Annotated in this window: 23 protein-coding genes; 4 read left to right on the top strand and 19 right to left on the bottom strand. The window is 73.7% G+C overall.

All coding sequences use genetic code 11. From position 1 onward, the window contains the following. Positions 1-31 precede the first annotated feature (31 nt). The 9 genes from trpA to hisI all read right to left on the bottom strand — a co-directional run bounded on the left by trpA (position 32) and on the right by hisI (position 6,862). Positions 32-841: a tryptophan synthase subunit alpha gene (gene trpA / locus PV341_RS06225; protein ID WP_500330566.1), complete on the bottom strand. Its 810-nt coding sequence runs from the start codon at positions 839-841 to the stop codon at positions 32-34. Further along, positions 838-2,082: a tryptophan synthase subunit beta gene (gene trpB / locus PV341_RS06220; protein ID WP_500330564.1), complete on the bottom strand. Its 1,245-nt coding sequence runs from the start codon at positions 2,080-2,082 to the stop codon at positions 838-840. The genes trpA and trpB overlap by 4 nt, the downstream gene beginning before the upstream one ends. A 193-nt stretch (positions 2,083-2,275) precedes the next feature. Then, complete coding sequence (gene trpM / locus PV341_RS06215) at positions 2,276-2,413, bottom strand: tryptophan biosynthesis modulator TrpM (protein ID WP_431959897.1); 138 nt, start codon at positions 2,411-2,413, stop codon at positions 2,276-2,278. Between the two features lie 8 nt (positions 2,414-2,421). After that, positions 2,422-3,231 carry an indole-3-glycerol phosphate synthase TrpC gene (trpC, locus tag PV341_RS06210; RefSeq protein ID WP_500330562.1) on the bottom strand — a complete coding sequence of 270 codons (810 nt, stop codon included), beginning with the start codon at positions 3,229-3,231 and terminating at the stop codon, positions 2,422-2,424. A gap of 148 nt (positions 3,232-3,379) precedes the next feature. Then, on the bottom strand, positions 3,380-3,796 hold the full coding sequence (locus PV341_RS06205; protein WP_500330560.1) for a DUF2752 domain-containing protein: 417 nt from the start codon (positions 3,794-3,796) through the stop codon (positions 3,380-3,382). 108 nt (positions 3,797-3,904) lie between these two features. Further along, on the bottom strand, positions 3,905-4,117 hold the full coding sequence (locus PV341_RS06200) for an HGxxPAAW family protein (protein ID WP_500330558.1): 213 nt from the start codon (positions 4,115-4,117) through the stop codon (positions 3,905-3,907). A gap of 121 nt (positions 4,118-4,238) precedes the next feature. Then, a complete protein-coding gene (locus PV341_RS06195; RefSeq protein WP_500356947.1) occupies positions 4,239-4,904 on the bottom strand; it encodes a TIGR02234 family membrane protein in 666 nt (221 codons plus the stop codon). Between the two features lie 57 nt (positions 4,905-4,961). Continuing rightward, complete coding sequence (locus tag PV341_RS06190; RefSeq protein ID WP_500330554.1) at positions 4,962-6,482, bottom strand: anthranilate synthase component I; 1,521 nt, start codon at positions 6,480-6,482, stop codon at positions 4,962-4,964. Positions 6,483-6,514: 32 nt separating this feature from the next. Then, the gene (gene hisI / locus PV341_RS06185; protein ID WP_499511313.1) at positions 6,515-6,862 is read right to left on the bottom strand and encodes a phosphoribosyl-AMP cyclohydrolase; all 348 of its coding nucleotides are present in this window, start codon (positions 6,860-6,862) and stop codon (positions 6,515-6,517) included. An 81-nt stretch (positions 6,863-6,943) separates the two neighbouring features. Here hisI and PV341_RS06180 point away from each other — a divergent pair, with 81 nt between their 5' ends. Both PV341_RS06180 and PV341_RS06175 read left to right on the top strand, forming a co-directional pair. Then, positions 6,944-7,732, top strand: a complete 789-nt coding sequence (locus PV341_RS06180) for a hypothetical protein (protein ID WP_500356945.1) — start codon at positions 6,944-6,946, stop codon at positions 7,730-7,732. Between the two features lie 39 nt (positions 7,733-7,771). Beyond that, complete coding sequence (locus PV341_RS06175) at positions 7,772-8,410, top strand: TIGR03085 family protein (protein WP_499511315.1); 639 nt, start codon at positions 7,772-7,774, stop codon at positions 8,408-8,410. Positions 8,411-8,416: 6 nt separating this feature from the next. On the opposite strand, the gene PV341_RS06170 is transcribed toward PV341_RS06175, so the two are convergent. Further along, a complete protein-coding gene (locus tag PV341_RS06170; RefSeq protein WP_500330551.1) occupies positions 8,417-9,682 on the bottom strand; it encodes an MFS transporter in 1,266 nt (421 codons plus the stop codon). A 20-nt stretch (positions 9,683-9,702) separates the two neighbouring features. Beyond that, positions 9,703-10,314, bottom strand: a complete 612-nt coding sequence (locus PV341_RS06165) for a winged helix-turn-helix domain-containing protein (RefSeq protein WP_500330549.1) — start codon at positions 10,312-10,314, stop codon at positions 9,703-9,705. 83 nt (positions 10,315-10,397) lie between these two features. Here PV341_RS06165 and PV341_RS06160 point away from each other — a divergent pair, with 83 nt between their 5' ends. Continuing rightward, complete coding sequence (locus PV341_RS06160; RefSeq protein ID WP_500356943.1) at positions 10,398-10,901, top strand: NUDIX hydrolase; 504 nt, start codon at positions 10,398-10,400, stop codon at positions 10,899-10,901. 3 nt (positions 10,902-10,904) lie between these two features. Further along, on the top strand, positions 10,905-12,107 hold the full coding sequence (locus PV341_RS06155; RefSeq protein WP_500330546.1) for an MFS transporter: 1,203 nt from the start codon (positions 10,905-10,907) through the stop codon (positions 12,105-12,107). 199 nt (positions 12,108-12,306) lie between these two features. Here PV341_RS06155 and hisF read toward each other — a convergent pair whose 3' ends face one another. Genes hisF through hisD form a run of 8 tightly spaced genes read right to left on the bottom strand, consistent with a single transcriptional unit; the run spans position 12,307 to position 18,053 of the window. After that, positions 12,307-13,071: an imidazole glycerol phosphate synthase subunit HisF gene (gene hisF, locus PV341_RS06150; RefSeq protein WP_500333195.1), complete on the bottom strand. Its 765-nt coding sequence runs from the start codon at positions 13,069-13,071 to the stop codon at positions 12,307-12,309. Between the two features lie 5 nt (positions 13,072-13,076). Beyond that, positions 13,077-13,475: a RidA family protein gene (locus tag PV341_RS06145; protein WP_499511321.1), complete on the bottom strand. Its 399-nt coding sequence runs from the start codon at positions 13,473-13,475 to the stop codon at positions 13,077-13,079. After that, positions 13,472-14,206, bottom strand: coding sequence for a bifunctional 1-(5-phosphoribosyl)-5-((5-phosphoribosylamino)methylideneamino)imidazole-4-carboxamide isomerase/phosphoribosylanthranilate isomerase PriA (gene priA / locus PV341_RS06140; RefSeq protein ID WP_500330543.1), 735 nt, complete (start codon positions 14,204-14,206; stop codon positions 13,472-13,474). The genes PV341_RS06145 and priA overlap by 4 nt, the downstream gene beginning before the upstream one ends. A 13-nt stretch (positions 14,207-14,219) precedes the next feature. Continuing rightward, the gene (hisH, locus tag PV341_RS06135) at positions 14,220-14,870 is read right to left on the bottom strand and encodes an imidazole glycerol phosphate synthase subunit HisH (protein WP_500330541.1); all 651 of its coding nucleotides are present in this window, start codon (positions 14,868-14,870) and stop codon (positions 14,220-14,222) included. A gap of 13 nt (positions 14,871-14,883) precedes the next feature. Continuing rightward, positions 14,884-15,036: a CG2302 family histidine operon protein gene (locus PV341_RS06130; protein ID WP_499511324.1), complete on the bottom strand. Its 153-nt coding sequence runs from the start codon at positions 15,034-15,036 to the stop codon at positions 14,884-14,886. Then, positions 15,036-15,629, bottom strand: coding sequence for an imidazoleglycerol-phosphate dehydratase HisB (hisB, locus tag PV341_RS06125; protein ID WP_319661088.1), 594 nt, complete (start codon positions 15,627-15,629; stop codon positions 15,036-15,038). The genes PV341_RS06130 and hisB overlap by 1 nt, the downstream gene beginning before the upstream one ends. Before the next feature lie 4 nt (positions 15,630-15,633). Beyond that, complete coding sequence (locus PV341_RS06120) at positions 15,634-16,734, bottom strand: histidinol-phosphate transaminase (protein WP_500330539.1); 1,101 nt, start codon at positions 16,732-16,734, stop codon at positions 15,634-15,636. After that, a complete protein-coding gene (gene hisD / locus PV341_RS06115) occupies positions 16,731-18,053 on the bottom strand; it encodes a histidinol dehydrogenase (protein WP_500356942.1) in 1,323 nt (440 codons plus the stop codon). The genes PV341_RS06120 and hisD overlap by 4 nt, the downstream gene beginning before the upstream one ends. Between the last annotated feature and the right edge of the window lie 10 nt (positions 18,054-18,063).

Below are 18,063 nucleotides of genomic sequence, written 5' to 3'. Positions count from 1 at the left end.
CCCATGTTTCGCCCGGAAGAGTGAGGCGCCGCTACCGGCGGACGCCCTGGGCGAGGTCCGCCGCCAGCTCGCGCACCCCGGCCAGGCCCTGCTCCAGGTCCGGCGCGTCGAGCAGCCGCTTGACGAACGCCGAGCCGACGATCACCCCGTCCGCGAAACCCGCCACCTCGGCCGCCTGGGCGGCGTTGGAGACGCCCAGGCCCACGCAGACCGGCAGCTCGGTCTGGGCCCGGGTGCGCCGCACCAGGTCGGCCGCCTCGGCGCCGACGCTCTCACGGGTGCCGGTGACGCCCATCAGCGAGGCCGCGTAGACGAAGCCGGAGCCCGCCGCCGTGATCTTCGCCAGCCGCTCGTCCCGGCTGCTCGGGGCGACCACGAAGACGGTGGCCAGTCCGTGCTGCTCGGCGGCCTTCCGCCACACCTCGGACTCCTCCACCGGCAGGTCCGGCAGGATGCAGCCCGCGCCGCCCGCCTCTGCCAGCTCGGCCGCGAAGCGCTCGGTGCCGTAGCGGTCCACCGGGTTCCAGTACGTCATGACCAGGATCGGCTTCCCGGTCGCGGCGTGCGCCTCCCGCACCGTGCGCAGCACGTCCTTGATCCGCACACCGCCGCGCAGCGCGATGTCGTCCGCGGTCTGGATGACCGGGCCGTCCAGCACGGGGTCGCTGTGCGGCAGGCCGATCTCGACGACGTCGGCACCGCCCTCCAGGGCCGCCTTCGCCGCCTCGATGCCGCCCTCCACGGTCGGGAAACCGGCCGGGAGGTAGGCCACCAGGGCGGCGCGCCCCTCGGCCCTGGCACCGGCCAGGGTCCGGTCCAGCAGCTCGATCTGCCCGCTCACCGCTGTGCTCCTTCAGACTCGTCGTACAGCCCGAAGTAGCGGGCGGCCGTGTCCATGTCCTTGTCACCGCGGCCGGAGAGGTTGACCAGGACCAGGCCCTCCTCGCCCAGCTCCCGGCCGACTCCCAGCGCGCCGGCGAGGGCGTGGGCGCTCTCGATGGCCGGGATGATGCCCTCGGTGCGGGACAGCAGGCGCAGCGCCTGCATCGCCTCGTCGTCGGTGACCGGGCGGTACTCGGCGCGGCCGGTCTCCTTGAGGTAGGCGTGCTCGGGGCCGATGCCGGGGTAGTCCAGGCCGGCCGAGATCGAGTACGGCTCGGTGATCTGGCCCTCGTCGTCCTGCAGGACGTAGGAGCGGGAGCCGTGCAGGATGCCGGGCTCGCCGACGGTGAGCGTCGCCGCGTGCTCGCCGGAGTCCACGCCGTGCCCTGCCGCCTCCAGGCCCACCAGACGCACGGACCCGTCCGGGATGAAGGCGTGGAACAGGCCGATCGCGTTGGACCCGCCGCCCACGCAGGCGGCGACCACGTCCGGCAGCCGGCCCGCGCGCTCCAGGATCTGGCGGCGGGCCTCGACGCCGATGACGCGGTGGAAGTCGCGCACCATCGCCGGGAAGGGGTGCGGGCCCGCGACCGTGCCGAAGAGGTAGTGGGTGCGGTCCACGTTGGCGACCCAGTCGCGGAACGCCTCGTTGATCGCGTCCTTCAGCGTGCGGCTGCCGGACTTCACGGGGATGACCTCGGCGCCGAGGATGCGCATGCGGGCGACGTTGAGCGCCTGGCGCTCGGTGTCGACCTCGCCCATGTAGATGGTGCACTCCAGGCCGAACAGGGCGCAGGCGGTGGCCGTCGCCACGCCGTGCTGGCCGGCGCCGGTCTCGGCGATGACCCGGGTCTTGCCCATGCGCTTGGTGAGCAGCGCCTGGCCCAGCACGTTGTTGATCTTGTGCGAGCCGGTGTGGTTGAGGTCCTCCCGCTTGAGGAAGACCCGTGCCCCGCCGGCGTGCTCCGCGAACCGCGGCACCTCGGTGAGCGGGCTCGGCCGGCCGGTGTAGTGCACCAGCAGGTCGTTCAGTTCCGCGGCGAAGGCCGGATCGGACTTTGCCTTGTCGTACTCCACGGCGACCTCGTCCACGGCGGCGACCAGCGCCTCCGGGATGAACTTGCCGCCGAACCGGCCGAAGTAGCCCTCGGCACTGGGCACCCGGCCCTCGGGGTCGGGGATGAAGAAGTCTTCGGACATGACGTTCTCGGCTCCTTCGGGGGCGTGCGTCGGCAGCCCCCAGGGTTTCGCGTACCAATGGTCACGTTACGGCGCGTTCGGCGCCGCCGGCGGCATGCGCACGCCCGCGGCCGGGGAGCACGGCGGGACGCTCACCGGCGCGGTCGCCGGTGGGCACGCCCGTGCCCCGGTCATCAGGAGGACGGCGCTGCCGTCAGCGCCATCGGCGCCCGTTGATCTGACCCGGCTCGCAGCCGATGTGGTAGCGCACGCGGCGGCCGAGGACGCGCCGCGCGGGCGCGCGGCAGCCACGGGGACGGCAGCCCCGGGCCAGTCGCGCGTAGGTCGTCATGGTGCCGGTCAGCCCCGTCCGTGGCGCAGCGCGGGGTGCGCGCCGGCGGCCACGAGGTCGGCCACGGCGGCCTTGGGGTCGCGGCCGGTCACCAGCGATTCGCCGACGAGGACGGCGTCGGCGCCGTCGTTGGCGTAGGCGATGAGGTCGTGCGGGCCGCGGACGCCGGACTCGGCCACCTTGACGATGTGGTCCGGGATCTCCGGGGCGACGCGGGCGAAGGTGCCGCGGTCGACCTCGAGGGTCTTGAGGTTGCGCGCGTTGACGCCGATGATGCGGGCGCCCGCGTCGACGGCGCGCTCGACCTCCTCCTCGTCGTGCACCTCGACCAGCGGGGTGAGCCCGATGGACCCGGCCCGCTCGATCAGGGAGACCAGCGCGTCCTGCTCCAGCGCCGCGACGATCAGCAGCGCCAGGTCGGCACCGTAGGCGCGGGCCTCCCAGAGCTGGTAGGCGGTGACGATGAAGTCCTTGCGGAGCACGGGGATGTCGACCTTGGCCCGGACGGCCTCGAGGTCGGCCAGCGAGCCGCCGAAGCGGCGCTGTTCGGTGAGGACCGAGATGACGGCGGCGCCGCCCGCCTCGTAGTCCGCGGCCAGGCCCGCGGGGTCGGCGATGGCGGCCAGAGCGCCCTTGGAGGGGCTGGACCGCTTGACCTCGCAGATGACCTTGACGCTGTCGCCGCGCAGGGCCGCCACGCCGTCCTTGGCGTCGCGCGCCTTCGCCGCCCGCTCCTTGAGCTCGTCGAGGGAGACCCGGGCCTGCCGCTCGGCGAGGTCCTCGCGGACTCCGTCGATGATCTCGTCGAGCACACTCACGCGAGAGGACCCCTTCCGAAAGCGAAACGATCAAGCCAGTGAGATGTTCCACCAGCACTGCGATGGTAACCGCCGGTGGGCGGAGGACCCGCATCCGGCGGGGCGGGGGCCCACCGGACGGACGGTCCGGTCGTCCCTTCGTCGCTGGTCAGGGCGCCAGCGCGGTCCCGAACGGAAGGTTCCGGACGACGGTGAAGAGCAGCACGGCACCCGTGATCGCCCACCAGTGGACGGCCCGCAGCGCGAGCGGGAAGGGCCGGCCGCGCAGCGTCCGGATGAGCCAGACCGTCCACACCACGGCGAAGAGCAGGTAGCCCGCCACGGCCAGCGCGTTGAGGCCGAACGCCGTGCCGAAGTCGCCGTGCACGACCGCGTACGCGCTGCGCAGCCCGCCGCAGCCGGGGCAGTACAGGCCCGTGTAGTGCAGCAGGGGGCAGACCGGGTAGTGCCCGGCCTCGTTCGGGTCGAAGGTGCCGACGTACGCGAAGGCGGCGGCGACACCGCCGAGCACGCCCAGCGGGGCGGCGAGGGCAATCGGCTTCGGCCTGGCGGCGGTCTCGGTCACGCGGTGATTGTCCCGCGCCGCGGCCGGCAGGGACACCCGGGGTGGCCGGAAAGGACGCAGCCGCCGCCGGCGGATGCGCCGGCGGCGGCTGCGGGGTCCGTGCCCGGGTCAGCCGTGCTGCTTCTCCGGCACCGGCTTGCCGAGGCCCGCGGCGCGCATGCCGAGACCGACCAGACCGCCCAGGGCGGCGACCGCCAGGCCGGCGAACATACCGATCGGCTCCGCCAGGACGACGAAGGCAGCCGCGACGCAGAAGCCGATGAAGGCGATGGTCACGCCGGTCCAGGCGGCAGGGGTGTGTCCGTGGCTGTTGCCCGCCATGAGTGCTCCCAAGTCGTTCTACAAAAGGGTCGTCAGTTGCTCCGCCCGCGCGATGGCGCGCGTCAGGCGCCATTGTCCCCCGTTCCGCTGACGCTCCGCGCGCGGGGGGTGGCCCGGCGCGTCAGGACGCCTCGGTGGGGTCCTCGCCGCGGTCCAGCGCCTTCCACACGTCCTCGGGGCGCTCCTCGCCGGCGGCGGGTGCGGCGGTACGGGCGGGCTGCGACGCCTTCGGGGTGTCGCGGTCGTACCGGTTCGACATCCCGGGCCAGGTCCGGGCGCGGAGGAGGGCGACGGCGCCTGCGGACAGCAGCAGCGCCCCACCGGCCGCGGAGACGCCCGGCCAGGCGCTGGTGGCGGCCCCGGTGACGGTCGTACGGCTGAGGCCGCTGGCGGTCGCCGCGGCGGCGTCCAGGGCCGCGGTGTCGCCGAGCGCGAGCAGCGCCGCCGCGAGGGCCCCGGCCCCGCACAGCGCGAGCAGCCCGCCGACGAGCAGCCGGGCCGCTCCCCGTACGGCGAAGACCGCCACGAGGGCGGCGAGTCCCACCAGCGCGAGCGCGCCCGGCACCCCGGTGACCTGGTGGCCGGAGACACTGACCGGCATCCCGCCGCCGGCGAACGGGGCGCTGCCCTTCTGCCAGGTCTTGCCCGAGGCCAGGAGCACGACCGCGGCGCCGGCCACGCCGCTCGCCAGGGCGAGGACGAGGCTGCCGCGGCCGGCCGCCCGGCGGGGTGCGGGCTCGCCGGACGGTTCTGCGACGGTGCGGGGCTGGGGTACGGAACTGCTCACCGGACCACTATCCCCCGTCGCTGCCGCGCCCCGGCACGCGGGTCCTGCCGGTGGCGGTCACGCCCCGCCGCGCATCCGGCCCGCCGTGTCGACCGCGCGGAGCACCGCGGCGGCCTTGTTCCGGCACTCGGTGTCCTCGCTGACCGGGTCGGAGTCGGCGACGATGCCGGCGCCGGCCTGGACGTAGGCGGTCCCGCCGCGCAGCACCGCGGTGCGGATGGCGATGGCGGTGTCGGAGTCCCCGGCGAAGTCGAGGTAGCCCACGGCGCCGCCGTACAGCCCGCGCCGGGTGGGCTCCAGCTCGTCGATGATCTGCATCGCCCGCGGCTTGGGCGCCCCCGACAGGGTGCCCGCGGGGAAGCAGGCGGTGAGGACGTCGAAGGCCGTGCGGCCGGCGCCGAGGCTGCCGGTGACGGTGGAGACGATGTGCATGACGTGGCTGTACCGCTCGATCGACATGAAGTCGACGACCTCGACGCTGCCGGGCTCGCAGACCCGCCCGAGGTCGTTGCGGCCCAGGTCGACCAGCATCAGGTGCTCAGCGCGCTCCTTGGGGTCGGCGAGCAGTTCGTCGGCGAGCGCCTGGTCCTCCTGGGGCGTCGCGCCGCGCGGGCGGGTGCCCGCGATGGGGTGCACCATGGCCCGGCCGTCCTCGACCTTGACCAGCGCCTCGGGGCTGGAGCCGACGACGTCGAAGCCGTCGAAGCGCAGCAGGTACATGTAGGGGGAGGGGTTGGTCGCCCGCAGCACGCGGTAGACGTCGAGCGCGCTCGCCGGGCAGGGGGTCTCGAACCGCTGCGAGGGCACGACCTGGAAGGCGTCGCCGGCCCGGATGTACTCCTTGGCCGTCTCCACCGCGGCCTGGTACGCGGCGCCGCCGAAGCGCGAGGTGACCTCCTCCGGCAGCCGGGACGGCGGCAGCTCGGCGGGCGCGGAGTCCACGGGACGGGCCAGGTCTTCGGTCATGGCGTCGAGCCGCCGCACGGCCTCGGCGTACGCCTCGTCGACGCCGGTGTCGAGGTCGTTGTGGTTGATCGCGTTGGCGATCAGCAGCACCGAGCCGTCCCAGTGGTCGAGCACCGCCAGGTCGGAGGTGAGCAGCATCGTGAGCTCGGGCAGGCCCAGGTCGTCGCGGGCGTGGTCGCCGATGCGCTCCAGGCGGCGCACGACGTCGTAGCCGAGGTAGCCGACCATGCCCCCGGTGAACGGCGGCAGGCCCGCGTCGTCGTGCAGGTCGCGCGGGGTGTGCAGGGCCTCGATCGTGGCCCGCAGCGCCTCCAGCGGGTCGCCCCCGGCCGGCACGCCGACCGGCGGCGTGCCGAGCCAGTGGGCCCGGCCGTCGCGCTCGGTCAAGGTGGCGGCGCTGCGGACGCCGACGAACGAGTAGCGGGACCACGAGCGGCCGTTCTCCGCGGACTCCAGCAGGAAGGTGCCGGGGCGCTCGGCGGCGAGCTTCCGGTACAGGCCGACCGGGGTGTCCCCGTCGGCCAGCAGCTTCCTGCTGACCGGGATGACACGGCGGTCCTGCGCCAGCTTGCGGAAGGTGTCGAGGTCGGGGGTGACGGTGCCCGTGGTCATGGTCCGCAGCCTAGTGCCCGGGCGCGGCCGCTTCAGGCCAGCGGCAGTTCGCCCGCGTCGAAGCAGGTGCGGTCGCCGGTGTGGCAGGCCGCGCCGACCTGGTCGACCTTGACGAGGATCGTGTCGCCGTCGCAGTCCAGGGCCACGGACTTCACGTGCTGGACGTGCCCGGAGGTGTCGCCCTTGACCCAGTACTCCTGGCGGCTGCGGCTCCAGTAGGTGCAGCGGCCGGTGGTGAGGGTGCGGTGCAGCGCCTCGTCGTCCATCCATCCGAGCATGAGGACTTCGCCGGTGTCGTACTGCTGCGCGACGGCGGGGACGAGGCCGTCGGCGGTGCGCTTGAGACGGGCGGCGACGGCTGGGTCGAGCGGGGATTCCATACCCCCATTCTGCCCGCTGCGGGCGGCGTGACTTCGGCTCCTGCCCTCACCCCGCTCACCCGTATGGGGCATGCTTCGTCCATGAGTTTTCCTCCGCCGTCGCCGCCCGACGACCCGCGCCCCGGACAGGGCGGCGGTTTCGGGCCGCCCCCGGGGGGTTTCGGCCCGCCGCAGTACCAACCCCAGCCGCAGCAGCAGTACCAGCCGCAGCCGCAGCCGCCGTACCAGAACCAGCCGCAGTTCCCCGGGCCTGCGCAGCAGGGCGGCGGTTACGGCTACCCGCCCCCGCCGCAGCCGCCGCGCAGCGGTGGCGGCGCGAAGGTGGCCGCGATCGTCATCGGCGCGGTCGTCCTGATAGCCGTCGTCGTCGGCGGCCTGGCGATCGCGCTGAGCGGCGGCGAGGACGACGACAAGGGCGCCACCGGGTCCACGAGCAGCAGCCCCACGGCCTCGGCCCCCGCCACGCAGGACACGGCGACCGCGTCCACGGAGCCGGACCCCTCGGAGACCTTCCGCAAGTACGTCGTGCTCAGCCCCGGCCAGTGCTTCGACGATCCGGGCCTGGACAGCGGCGTCACCGAGGTCACGACGGTCTCCTGCAACGGCCCGCACGACGCCGAGGTCATCGCCAACGAGACCATCACGGGCACCTTCGACACCGAGGCCGCGCTCAAGGCCAAGGTCCTGAAGCTGTGCGAGGCGGACGCCGCCAAGCGCCTGAAGGACGTCAAGGACAACCCCGGGTACTACTACTACGCGCTGTACCCGAAGCTCTCGGGCTACCAGGTGCAGGGCAAGGACACCATCTCCTGCTCCCTGACCCTCAGCAACAAGCTGGACGGCAAGAAGCTGACGAAACCGCTGCCGTAGCTGCTGCCCACCGGCGGGGGCCGGACGTAGGCTGACGGCATGTCGACTCATGCCCAGCGTGAACGTCTGCTCCTCGCCGACCTGCTGGAGAGTGCCGGACCCGAGGCGCCAACCCTCTGCGAGGGCTGGACCACCCGCGACCTCGCCGCCCACATCGTGGTGCGGGAGCGCCGCGGTGACGCCTCGGCCGGCCTGGTCATCCCCTTCCTCGCGGACCGGTCGGAGCGTGTGCGCAAGGAGTTCGCGGAACGGCCCTTCCAGGAACTGATCCGGCTGATCCGCACCGGGCCGCCGCGGCTGTCGCCGTTCGCCCTCAAGCAGATCGACGAGGCGGCCAACACCGTTGAGTTCTTCGTCCACGCCGAGGACGTGCGCCGGGCCCAGCCGGACTGGTCGCCGCGCGAACTGGACCCCGTCTTCGCCGAACTGCTCTGGTCCCGGCTGGAGCGCTCCGCCCGGCTGCTGGGCCGCAAGGCCCCGGTCGGCGTGGTGCTGCGCCGTCCGGACGGGCAGACCGCGGTGGCGCACCGCGGCGCCCCGGTCGTCACGGTCACCGGGGAGCCCGGCGAGCTGCTGCTGTTCGCCTTCGGCCGGCAGGACTCCGCCCGGGTGGAGACCGAGGGCGACAAGGACGCGGTGACCCGGCTGTACGACGCCAGGCTCGGGATCACCGCCTGAGTCCGGCTACCCGGGGCGGCGGGCGAGTTCCGCCCGCCGCAGCGCCGGCGCGGCGAGTCCCGCGACGGCTCCCGCGGCCGCGACCGCCGCGCTGACGACGAACACCGGCTGCGGACCCCAGGCGCCGATGGCGGCCCCGGTGAGCGGGTAGCTCATCGGGGCGACGCCGAGCGAGAACAGCGCGGCCACCGAACTGACCCGGCCGAGGTAGGCGGGTTCGGTGAGGGTCTGCAGCAGGGCTCCGCACAGTGCCCCGCTCAGTCCTGCCACGAGGCCGATCACGACGGCCACGGCGACCGCCCCCGGCAGCGCGGGGACGAAGGCGAAGGCGGCCACCGCGACCGCCCCCAGCCCCAGGCAGCAGGCCTGGGCCAGCCCGGCGCGCGGCAGCCGGCCGCGCACCGTCAGCAGCAGTGAAGCGGCGCCCGCGCCGGCGCCGAAGCCGCTGACGATCCAGCCGAGCCCGGCGGCGCCCCAGCCCCGGTCGGCGGCGACCAGCACGAGGCCGATGTTGAACGGCCCGGTGAAACCGAGCTCGCCGACCGCGATGACGACCATGAGCGCGGTGAGCGCGCGCCGTCCCCGGATGTGGCGCAGGCCGTCCACCAGCTCCCGCCACGGGGTGCCGTCCGCCTTCGCGGCACCGTCGTCGGGCGGCAGCGGGGCCACGCGGACGGCGAGCAGCAGCACGAGCGAGACCGCGAACAGCACGCCCGCGACGGCGAACGCGGTGGGGGCGCCCCCGGTCGCGACGACCGTGCCGCCGAGCGACGCGCCGGCCACGTTGCCGACCCGCATCGCGATGCCCTTCATCCCGTGCAGGCGGCCCAGTTGGTCCGGGCCGGTGATGCGCGGCGGCAGGGCGCCGACGGCGGGCAGGAACACCGCGTCCACGGCGCCGAAGAGCACCGCGACGACGGCCAGCGCCCACAGCCCGGGGGTGGTGAGGGCGAGCAGCGCGGCCGCCGCGAACATCACCGCGCACCGGGTCAGATCACTGCCGATGACGATGCGTCGCGGCCCGAACCGGTCGGCCAGCACTCCCCCGCCGAGCATCAGCACCGCGCGCGGCACGGCGCCGGCCGCGAGGACCAGGCCGGCCCGCCCGGGGTCGCCGGCGCGGGTGGCGGCCCAGGACAGCGCGAGGAACCACACGGCGTCGCCGACGAGAGAGGCGGTGAAGGCGGCGAGCCAGCGCAGGACGTTGGCGTCCCGGTGGGCGGGGGCACGGGAAGGGGACAGGGACGGTGCGGCGGTGGCGGGCGCCGTCATGCGGTCGCCTCCTTCGGGGTTCACGGCCGGTGGGGGAATCCGTACAGGTGCACCGCGACGTGCTCACGGCCCTCGGTGTCGCCCGCCTCCTCGGCGGCGCGCCCGCGGTCGACCCAGCGCATGACCAGCTCGCCCAGCTCATCGCCGAACCGGCGCATCTCCTGCGCGGTGAGCCGGGGCATGTACTCGGAGCTGAAGGACGCGTCGGTCCACTCCTTGTCCCAGGCGAACTGCTGGTCGAGGTAGGCGGCGTAGCGCGCGTAGCGGGTGGCGAGGAGCTGCCGGGTCACCTCGCCCATGACGGCGGCGCCCTCGGGGCGGTCGGCGAAGTCCGAGGTGCGGAAGGTGAATCCGCGCTCGGAGCTGACCTTCCACCACCGTTCGCGGCCGTCCGAGCTCTGCCCGGGGGCCTCGGTGATGAAGCCGTGCGCGGCGAGCTTGCGCAGGTGGTAACTGACCAGCGACACCGCCTCGTCGACCTGGTCGGCCAGCTGGGAGGCGGTCGCGGTGCGGGCGGTGAACAGGGCGCGGTAGAGCTCGATGCGCAGCGGGTGCGTGAAGACCTTGAGCGCGTCGAGGTCGGTGATCCTGCGGGGGTCTGCGGAGTTCTCCTCCGCCTCTTCATCGGGCATACCCGGGAGGCTAGATAGGAAAGGAAATTTGCGCAACAGAAATTGCGCAACTGATCCTGCACATCGGGCTACGCTCTGCGGCCATGGGCGCGAACCAGGGTGGGACGGGAACGGACGTAGGGTCGGCGGGGCCCGGGATACCGGTGCCGCGCCCGGGCGAGACCTGGGCCGTCGGGGCGGTGGTCCTCGACACGGACGGCAGGGCCTTCGCCCAGCGCCGCTCCCCCGGCCGCAGGCTCTTCCCGGACTGCTGGGACATCGTCGGCGGCCATGTGGAGCCCGGCGAGACCCTCCTGGCGGCCCTCGCCCGCGAGGTGGAGGAAGAGACCGGCTGGCGGCTGCGCGCCGTGCGGCGGCTGATCGGGGTGTCCACCTGGGAGGGCGACGACGGTCAAGGCCTGCGCCATGAGGCGGACTTCGTGGTCGACGTCGACGGGGACCTCGCGCGTCCGCGCCTGGAGCCGGGCAAGCACACGGAGTACGGCTGGTTCGGCCCGGAGGACCTCGAACGGCTGAAGGAGAACCGGGCGTCCGGTGAGACCCTGGTGCACGACGTGATCGCCGCAGCGCTCGACCTCCGTGGGTGACGTGTGCCGTACCTGAAGCTGCTCCGCCGGCCCCATGTGGGCCGGTTGCTGTCCGGTTCGCTCGTCGGACGGCTGCCGACCGCCATGGCGGCCCTGGCCATCGCGCTGGCGCTGCGCGCGGCCGGCGCCGACTACCGGCTGGTCGGCGCCGCCGGGGGCGTCTACGCGGTGTCCGGAGCGATCGGCGGGCCGCTGCTCGGACGGTGGGCGGACCGGCTGGGCCAGCCGCGCGTGCTGATCGTCTCGGCGCTGGTCTCGGCCTGCGGCTTCGCCGCGCTGGCCGCCGCACCGGGCAGCACGGCGGTGGCCGTGCTCGGCCCGGCCGTCGCCGGGGCCGCCTCGCCGCCGCTGGAGCCGTGCCTGCGCGCGCTCTGGCCGGACCTCGTCGAGCCGGACGAACTGGAGTCGGCGTACGCGGTGGACGCCGGTGCGCAGGAGCTGGTCTTCATCGCCGGCCCGCTCCTGGTCGGCGGGCTGGCGGTGCTCGGCCCGGCCCGGCTGGCGCTGCTGGCCGCGGCCGTCCTCGGGGTGGTGGGCGCGCTCTCCGTCGCGACCTCCGCGCCCTCCCGCGCCTGGGCCTCCGCCACCCGTTCCGTCGACTGGCTGGGTCCGCTGCGCAACCGGGCCCTGGTGGTGGTGCTGTGCGCGCTGGCCGGATGCGGCTGGGCCCTGGGCACGTTCAACGTCTTCGCCGTCGCCTACGCCGAGCGCCACCCGCTGCCCGGCGGCGCGGGCACCCTGCTGGCGCTGAACTCCACCGGCGCCCTGATCGGCGCCCTGCTGATCGCCGTCCTGCCCTGGCGGGCGGACCCGGCCACCAAGGCGGCCGTCACCGCCGCCGGGATGGCCGTCACCTTCTGGCCCTTCGCCCTGGTCCCCGGCCCGCTGCCGATGGTGGTCGCCGCCCTGCTGAGCGGGGTGTTCTTCGCGCCGCTGCTCACCGTGGTCTTCGGGCTCACCGGCGAACTCGCCCCGGCGGGCACCGTCACCGAGGCCTTCGCCTGGCTGGTCACCCTGGTCACCACCGGCATCGCGGGCGGCTCAGCCGTCAGCGGCCTGATCCTCGCCGACGGCTCCCTCCCCGCGGCCGCCGTCAGCGCCGCGAGCGGCGTCACCCTCACCGCCCTCACCCTCGCCGCCGCGCGGCCGCTCCTGGCCCGCGACCGCGTCGCCGTCCGGGCCGCGGGCCGGAACGGGCCGGCCTAGGCCGTGTCGTCAAATGCCCGCCTGCTCGGCGACGCCTGGTGCGGCACTCCCCCAGCCTTCGGCCGGGGGTGCCCCCACGCTGCGTTGTCGAATCGTCCGAGTAACCCACTACGAGGACGACTCTCCGCCTTGCGATGCACCGCACCAGACGCCGCCGAGCCCGCCCTCCGGGCGGCCGGCGCCCATTTGACGACACGGCCTAGCGCACCGGGTGCCCGGCGTCCCGCAGGGTCCGCTTGACCTCGCCGATGCGCAGGTCGCCGAAGTGGAAGACGGAGGCGGCCAGGACGGCGTCGGCGCCGGCCGCGACGGCCGGGGGGAAGTCGGTGAGGCGGCCCGCGCCGCCGGAGGCGATGACGGGGACGGTGACGTGCTTGCGGACGGCGGCGATCATCTCCGTGTCGTAGCCGTCCTTGGTGCCGTCGGCGTCCATCGAGTTGAGCAGGATCTCGCCGGCGCCCAGCTCGGCCGCGCGGTGCGCCCACTCCACGGCGTCGATGCCGGTGCCCTGGCGGCCGCCGTGCGTGGTCACCTCGTAGCCGGACGGCGTCCCGGCGTCGGTGCGGCGGGCGTCCACGGACAGCACCAGCACCTGGCGGCCGAACCGCTCGGCGATCTCGCGCAGCAGCTCGGGCCGGGCGATCGCGGCGGTGTTGACGCCGACCTTGTCGGCCCCGGCACGCAGCAGCTTGTCGACGTCCTCGGCGGACCGCACGCCGCCGCCGACGGTGAGCGGGATGAAGACCTGCTCGGCGGTGCGCCGCACCACGTCGTAGGTCGTCTCGCGGTTGCCGGAGGAGGCCGTGATGTCGAGGAAGGTCAGCTCGTCGGCGCCCTCGGCGTCGTACAGCTTGGCCATCTCGACGGGGTCGCCGGCGTCCCGCAGGTTCCGGAAGTTGACGCCCTTGACGACCCGGCCGTTGTCCACGTCCAGGCAGGGGATGACTCGGACCGCCAGGGTCATGGTGCTCAAGCTCCTCGGAATGCTTCCAGTTCGACTTCGACCAGGACCCGGGAGTCCACGAAACCGGAGACGACGACCACCGTCGCGGTGGGTCGCACGGCGTCGAAGAACTCCTTGTGGGCCCGGCCCACCGCGTCCACGTCGCGGGTGTGGGTGAGATACATGCGGGTGCGGACGACCGATTCGGCGCCGAGGCCGAACTCCTCCAGCACGCCGAGCGCGTTGGTGAACGCCGTCTTGGCCTGCTCGTACGGGTCGCCCTCGCCGTACAGCATGGTGCCGACGAACGGCATCGTGCCGCCGACGAGGACCCGGTCCCCCGCCGCGACGCCACGTGCGAAACCGAACTGCTCCTCCCAGGGGCTGTCGCTCTGCACACGCCGTACGGCAGGGGTTTGGGTCATCGCGACACAGCCTCCAGAGCCTCTTCCAAGGTGAACGCCTTGGCGTACAGGGCCTTACCCACGATGGCGCCTTCGACGCCCTCCGGGACCAGAGTCGCCAGGACGCGCAGGTCGTCGAGGGAGGAGACACCGCCGGAGGCGACCACCGGCCGGTCGGTCGCGGCGCACACGTTCCTGAGCAGTTCGACGTTGGGGCCCTGGAGGGTGCCGTCCTTGTTGATGTCGGTGACGACGTAGCGAGCGCAGCCCTCGGAGTCCAGGCGGGCCAGCGTCTCGTAGAGGTCGCCGCCGTCGCGGGTCCAGCCGCGGCCGCGCAGGGTGGTGCCGCGGACGTCCAGGCCGACCGCGATCCGGTCGCCGTGCTCGGCGATGACCTTGGCGACCCACTCCGGGGTCTCCAGGGCGGCGGTGCCGAGGTTGACCCGGGTGCAGCCGGTGGCGAGCGCCGCGGCCAGCGTCCCGTCGTCGCGGATGCCGCCGGACAGCTCGACCTTGATGTCCATGGAGCGGGCCACCTCGGCGATCTGCTCCCGGTTGTCCCCGGTGCCGAAGGCGGCGTCCAGGTCGACCAGGTGCAGCCATTCGGCACCGGCCTGCTGCCAGGCCAGGGCGGCGGCCATCGGGTCGCCGTAGGACGTCTCGGAGCCGGACTCGCCGTGGACGAGGCGGACGGCCTGGCCGTCGCGGACGTCGACGGCGGGAAGGAGTTCGAGGCGGTGCGTCGTGCTCATGGCGGCGTACGTCCTAGTCCTTGAAGGTGTCGAGCCAGTTGGTCAGCAGCTGGGCGCCGGCGTCGCCGGACTTCTCCGGATGGAACTGGGTGGCCCACAGCGGACCGTTCTCCACCGCCGCGACGAAGGGCTCGCCGTGCGTGGCCCAGGTGACCTTCGGGACCCGGATGCCGGGGTTGGCGGTCTCCAGCTCCCAGCTGCGCACCGCGTAGGAGTGCACGAAGTAGAAGCGGGCCTCGGCGTCCAGGCCGGCGAACAGCCGGGAGTCCTCGGGCGCCTTGACGGTGTTCCAGCCCATGTGCGGCACGACCGGTGCGCGCAGCGGCTCCACGGTGCCGGGCCACTCCTCGCAGCCCTCCGTGGTGACGCCGTGCTCGACGCCCCTCTCGAAGAGGATCTGCATGCCGACGCAGATGCCCATCACGGGCCTGCCGCCCGACAGCCGGCGGCCGATGATCCACTCACCGCGCACCGCCTTCAGCCCGGCCATGCAGGCGGCGAAGGCGCCGACGCCGGGGACGAGCAGCCCGTCGGCGTTCATGGCCCTGTCGAAGTCGGCGGTGATCTCCACGTCCGCGCCCACCCGGGCGAGCGCGCGCTCGGCGGAACGGACGTTGCCGAAGCCGTAGTCGAGGACCACGACCTTCTTGGCGGCCTTGCTCATCTGCCGGAACCCCCTACAGCCGCAGCAGGCCGGCCGCCAGCGACATGGCCGAGCCGACACCGAGCAGCACGACGATGCTCTTGGGCATCTTCTGCTTCCAGAAGGAGTACACCCCGCCGGCCAGGAAGAGGCCGAGCAGGATGAAGAGAACGGCCGGCTTGCTCATCAGAGGGCGCCCTTCGTCGACGGGAGGATGCCCGCGGCGCGCGGGTCGCGCTCGGAGGCGTAGCGCAGGGCCCGGGCCAACGCCTTGAACTGGCACTCCACGATGTGGTGGGCGTTGCGCCCGTACGGGACGTGGACGTGCAGCGCGATCTGCGCCTGGGCGACGAAGGACTCCAGGATGTGCCGGGTCATCGTCGTGTCGTAGGAGCCGATCATCGGCGCCATGTTCTCGGGTTCGGTGTGCACCAGGTACGGGCGGCCCGACAGGTCGACGGTGACCTGGGCGAGGGACTCGTCCAGCGGCACGGTGCAGTTGCCGAAGCGGTAGATGCCCACCTTGTCGCCGAGCGCCTGCTTGAAGGCGGCGCCCAGCGCGAGGGCGGTGTCCTCGATGGTGTGGTGGGTGTCGATGTGCAGGTCGCCCTCGGTCTTGACCGTGAGGTCGAAGAGGCCGTGGCGGCCGAGCTGGTCGAGCATGTGGTCGTAGAAGCCGACTCCGGTGGAGATCTCGGTCCTGCCGGTGCCGTCGAGGTCGAGCTCGACGACGACGGAGGTCTCCTTGGTCGTGCGCTCCACGCGGCCGACGCGGGTCATGTGGTTACTGCTCCTTCTTCAGCTCGCGTACCGCTTCGAGGAACGCGTCGTTCTCGGCCGGGGTGCCCGCGGTGACCCGCAGCCAGCCCGGTACGCCGTTGTCGCGGACGAGCACGCCGCGGTCGAGGATCGCCTGCCAGGCGCGGTGGCTGTCCTCGAAGCGGCCGAACTGGACGAAGTTGGCGTCGGAGTCGGTGACCTCGCAGCCGATCGCCCGCAGCTCGCCGACCAGGCGGTCCCGCTCGGCCTTCAGCTGCTCGACGTACCCCAGCAGCGTATCGGTGTGCTCCAGGGCGGCCAGCGCGGTGGCCTGGGTGACGGCGGACAGGTGGTACGGCAGCCGGACCAGCTGGACGGCGTCCACCACCGCCGGGTCGGCGGCGAGGTAGCCCAGCCGCAGGCCGGCGGCGCCGAAGGCCTTGGACATGGTGCGGCTGATCACCATGTTGGGGCGGCCCTCGATCAGCGGCAGCAGGGACGGACCGTGGCTGAACTCGCCGTACGCCTCGTCGACCACCACCAGCGCGGGCCGGGCCGCCTGGGCCGCCTCGTACAGCGCCACCACGGTGTCGGCGGCGACGGCGGTGCCGGTCGGGTTGTTGGGGGAGGTGATGAAGACCACGTTCGGCCGCTGCTCGGCGATGACCCGCGCGGCGGCGGCCACGTCGATGGTGAAGTCCTCGCGGCGCGGGCCGGAGATCCAGCCGGTGCCGGTGCCGCGGGAGATCAGCCCGTGCATGGAGTACGAGGGCTCGAAGCCGATCGCGGTGCGCCCGGGGCCGCCGAAGGTCTGCAGCAGTTGCTGGATGACCTCGTTGGAGCCGTTGGCGGCCCACACGTTGGCGAGTCCCACCTCGTGGCCCGCGGTGCGGGTCAGGTACCCGGCCAGTTCGGTGCGGAGCTCGACCGCGTCCCGGTCGGGGTAGCGGTTGAGGTCGCGGGCGGCCTCGCGGACCCGCTCGGCGATCCGCTCGACCAGCGCCTCGGGCAGCGGGTACGGGTTCTCGTTGGTGTTCAGGCGTACGGGGACGTCGAGTTGCGGGGCGCCGTAGGGGGACTTGCCGCGCAGCTCGTCCCGGATGGGCAGGTCGTCGATGCCGGTCACGGACCCGGTACCGTCCAATCGAATCGGGCGCGGACCGCGGCGCCGTGCGCGGGCAGGTCCTCGGCGTCGGCCAGGGTCACCACGTGCGCGGCGATCCCGGCGAGCGCCTCGCGGGTGTAGTCCACGACGTGGATGCCGCGCAGGAAGGACTGCACGGACAGGCCCGAGGAGTGGCAGGCGCAGCCGCCGGTGGGCAGGACGTGGTTGGAGCCGGCCGCGTAGTCGCCGAGCGATACGGGCGCGTACGCGCCGACGAAGACCGCGCCCGCGTTGCGCACCCGGGCGGCGACGGCGGCGGCGTCCGCGGTCTGGATCTCCAGGTGCTCGGCCGCGTAGGCGTCCACCACCTGCAGGCCCTGCTCGATCCCGTCGACCAGGACGATGCCGGACTGGCGGCCGGACAGCGCGGGGGCGATCCGGTCCTCGACGTGCTTGGTCGCCGCGACCTGGGTCTCCAGCTCCTTCTCCACCGCCTCGGCGAGGTCCACGGAGTCGGTGACCAGGACGGCGGCGGCCAGCGGGTCGTGCTCGGCCTGGCTGATCAGGTCGGCGGCGACGTGCACCGGGTCGGCGGTGGCGTCGGCGAGGATGGCGATCTCGGTCGGGCCGGCCTCCGCGTCGATGCCGATGCGGCCCTTGAGCAGGCGCTTGGCGGCGGCGACCCAGATGTTGCCGGGGCCGGTGACCATGTTCACCGGACGGCACTCCTCGGTGCCGTAAGCGAACATCGCGACGGCCTGGGCGCCGCCCGCGGCGTACACCTCGTCCACGCCGAGCAGCGCGCACGCGGCGAGGATCGTCGGGTGCGGGAGCCCGCCGAACTCCTTCTGCGGGGGCGAGGCGACGGCCATCGAGCCGACCTCGGCCTCCTGCGCGGGCACCACGTTCATCACCACGGAGGACGGGTAGACCGAGCGGCCGCCGGGCACGTACAGGCCCACGCGCTCCACCGGCACCCAGCGCTCGGTGACCGTGCCGCCCGGCACGACCTGCGTGGTGTGGTCGGTGCGGCGCTGCTCGCCGTGGACGAGCCGGGCGCGGCGGACCGACTCCTCCAGCGCGGCCCGCACCTTCGGGTCCAGCTCCGCCAGGGCCCGGGTCAGCGCCTCGGCCGGAACGCGCACCCGGTCGATGGTGACGCCGTCGAACCTCTCCGCGTAGTCGATCAGTGCCGCGGTGCCACGATGCTTCACGTCCTCGCAGATCGGGCGCACCTTCTCCAGTGCGGCCTCGACGTCGAGCTCGGCACGGGGCAGCAGGTCGCGGTCGACGCCGTCCGCCGGGAAGGCGTCGCCGCGCAGATCGATTCGGGAGATCACCCTCCCAAGT

It is taken from the genome of Streptomyces sp. PA03-1a (assembly GCF_033792805.1).
Taxonomy (GTDB): Bacteria; Actinomycetota; Actinomycetes; order Streptomycetales; family Streptomycetaceae; genus Actinacidiphila.
The sequence above is the reverse complement of the archived record's forward strand: the minus strand, read 5'-3'. Positions and strand labels throughout refer to the sequence as shown.